At 59.8% G+C, this 2,147-nt stretch carries 5 protein-coding genes and 1 tRNA gene; 4 read left to right on the top strand and 2 right to left on the bottom strand.

Annotated features, from left to right (window positions below):
- Positions 1-11: 11 nt before the first annotated feature.
- Positions 12-88, top strand: a tRNA-Met gene (locus I9P22_RS24005).
- Between the two features lie 135 nt (positions 89-223).
- On the opposite strand, the gene I9P22_RS24000 is transcribed toward I9P22_RS24005, so the two are convergent.
- Together I9P22_RS24000 and I9P22_RS23995 are read right to left on the bottom strand one after the other, a co-directional pair.
- Entirely contained in the window at positions 224-535 is a 312-nt protein-coding gene (locus I9P22_RS24000) for a type II toxin-antitoxin system RelE/ParE family toxin (RefSeq protein WP_199262724.1), read from the bottom strand.
- Between the two features lie 4 nt (positions 536-539).
- Positions 540-794, bottom strand: coding sequence for a ribbon-helix-helix domain-containing protein (locus tag I9P22_RS23995; protein WP_199262723.1), 255 nt, complete (start codon positions 792-794; stop codon positions 540-542).
- 158 nt (positions 795-952) lie between these two features.
- Between I9P22_RS23995 and I9P22_RS23990 the strand changes: the two genes are divergently transcribed.
- From I9P22_RS23990 to I9P22_RS23975, 3 genes are all read left to right on the top strand, one after another.
- Positions 953-1,222, top strand: a complete 270-nt coding sequence (locus I9P22_RS23990) for a hypothetical protein (protein WP_233253579.1) — start codon at positions 953-955, stop codon at positions 1,220-1,222.
- Positions 1,223-1,622: 400 nt separating this feature from the next.
- Positions 1,623-1,811: a hypothetical protein gene (locus I9P22_RS23980; RefSeq protein WP_199262722.1), complete on the top strand. Its 189-nt coding sequence runs from the start codon at positions 1,623-1,625 to the stop codon at positions 1,809-1,811.
- Positions 1,808-2,116 carry an ATP-binding protein gene (locus I9P22_RS23975; protein ID WP_199262721.1) on the top strand — a complete coding sequence of 103 codons (309 nt, stop codon included), beginning with the start codon at positions 1,808-1,810 and terminating at the stop codon, positions 2,114-2,116. Before I9P22_RS23980 ends, I9P22_RS23975 begins: the two co-directional genes overlap by 4 nt.
- Positions 2,117-2,147: the final 31 nt, after the last annotated feature.

Here is a 2,147-nt window from a genome sequence, read left to right as displayed (position 1 = left end):
AAACGCCCTGCCGCGGGGTAGAGCAGCCCGGTAGCTCGTCAGGCTCATAACCTGAAGGCCGCAGGTTCAAATCCTGCCCCCGCAACCAAAATCTTACGTAAAACCAAAGAGTTAAATGTTGAGCGTTTCGCTTGTGTATAAGCAAACGCAAACACCTCAACAACAACTCAACGTTACACGAGGCCCCCTACACGGGGGCTTTTTACGTTCCGGGCGCTGGCGATCACCCGCCGCGGTCATCCCGGAACCGGTCCATCTGATGCATCCGCTCGTGCAGGATCGTCACGATGCCGACGTCCCCGTTCGCCAGCCGCCGCCAGTACACGAAATGATGCACGTGCCGAAAGTAGAAGCCATCGACCCCGAATTCCGCCGGAATGGGGCGTGATTCAACTCCGCCCCCTTCGATGCGGTCGAACGTGGCGCACAGATCAGTGATGTAGCGGTCCGCCTGGTCCACACCCAAGCGGTCGCGCGTGTAGCGGTAGATCTCGTCCAGCTGCAGTGACGCCGCTTCCCGGATGCCGACGGCCACCTTGTCAGCCCCGGTTCCGCGCGATCACCTCGGCCGCGCTCAGCGGGCGGTAGCTGTCCTCCGGCGCCGCAAAGGACCGTGTCAGTTCCGCCTTCAGGCGCTCGAACGCCTCACGCTCCACCCGCTCCTTGTCGCGGCGGATCAGGTCGCGCACATACTCGCTGATGTTCTCGTAGGACCCGTGCTCGCCCACGTTCGACGCAACGAACTCGCTTAGTGCGCCGCTGATGCGGACCGTCATCGTCGTGGTCTGGGACATGCTCGCCTCCGTCTATTTGTGTTCAAGTTACGCAAAAATGAATACGACGACAAGCGATTGCGCGTGGCACTTCGTAAAGGAGCTGCTCCTGGATCGCTTTAGACTCCGAGCAGCGCCGAAAAGCGGTGTATAGCTTGGTCCGACCACTGGAGAAGCAGATGATCGTCAAGAATACCCTCAGCTTCACCGACCGCCATCATCGGCTCCTTTCGGAAAAGGTGGCGCAGGGCGTCTTCGCCACGCAGAGTGCCGCCGTCGCGGCCGCGCTCGAGCAGATGATGCAGGATGAGGAAGACCGCGCCGTGGCCCTCGAGGCTCTCGCGCAGGAAATCCGTGCCCGCATGGAAACGCCGCGTGATGCGTTCATCGAACAAGACGATGCCTTCGCCTCCGTCCGCGCCTCCATCGAGGCTGCGCGTGCAGCCTGACCTTCCGCCTCCGTTTCCACCCTCCCGTCGCGCATAACCTTGACGCCATCGCGCAGTGGATCGTTGATCGTGACGAACCGGATATCGCGGCGCAGAAGTTGGCCGAGATCGAGGCGGCCGTCGCCACCCTAAGGGACACGCCGCAAAGGGAAGCATCCGCGATGAGATCGCCCCCGGACTTCGGGCCATCCCTGCCGGGCGGAAAGCTGTCATCGCGTTCGTGGTGGACGACGAAGCCGCTGAGGTGCTGATATTCGCCGTTACCTACGGTGGCGCAAACTGGGTCTCGAGAAGCAAGGCGCGCGGTCGCTGACCTCACACCCAGCCCGTCGCCACCAGTCGACCTTCTAATAACCAGATTTCGACTTGCATGGATGGCACTATAGTGAAGAATTGAATCATGGATGAGGACAAACAGCAGACACCTGAACAATCGGTCGCCAACCGCGTGCTATCGATGTTCATAACCGCGGTTGGGGAAGACGAAGCGCTGGTCGAAGTGGCCACGCGCCTGAAACCCGTCTTGCTCGATGGAGATACAGTAAACGAAGCTGCATTGAATCAGGCGATATTCGGCGACGACTCATGATCACCGTTGATCGCATCCTGATTAAAGAGTTCCGGGGAATCCGTGACCTGAATGTTGATCTTGGCAGTGCGAACTTTGCAGTGTGCGGCCCGAACGGCACTGGCAAAAGTGGCATTGTCGATGCGCTCGAATTTGGGCTGACAGGCACGATTTCCCGCTTGGTCGGCAAGGGTCGCGGCGCGCTGTCGGTCAAAGAGCATGGCCCGCACGTTAACAGCCGCACCCATCCCGAAAAAGCGGTGGTCACACTAGCACTACTTTGGCAGAAGTGTATTTTCAGGATTCCCAAGAGTCACTTGCGGTGATTCATAGAGTGCCAGCTTGTGGAGGCTGGCG

The sequence above is a fragment of the Paracoccus binzhouensis genome (assembly GCF_016446475.1).
Lineage (GTDB): Bacteria > Pseudomonadota > Alphaproteobacteria > Rhodobacterales > Rhodobacteraceae > Paracoccus > Paracoccus binzhouensis.
This window is presented reverse-complemented; position numbering and strand designations above follow the sequence as displayed.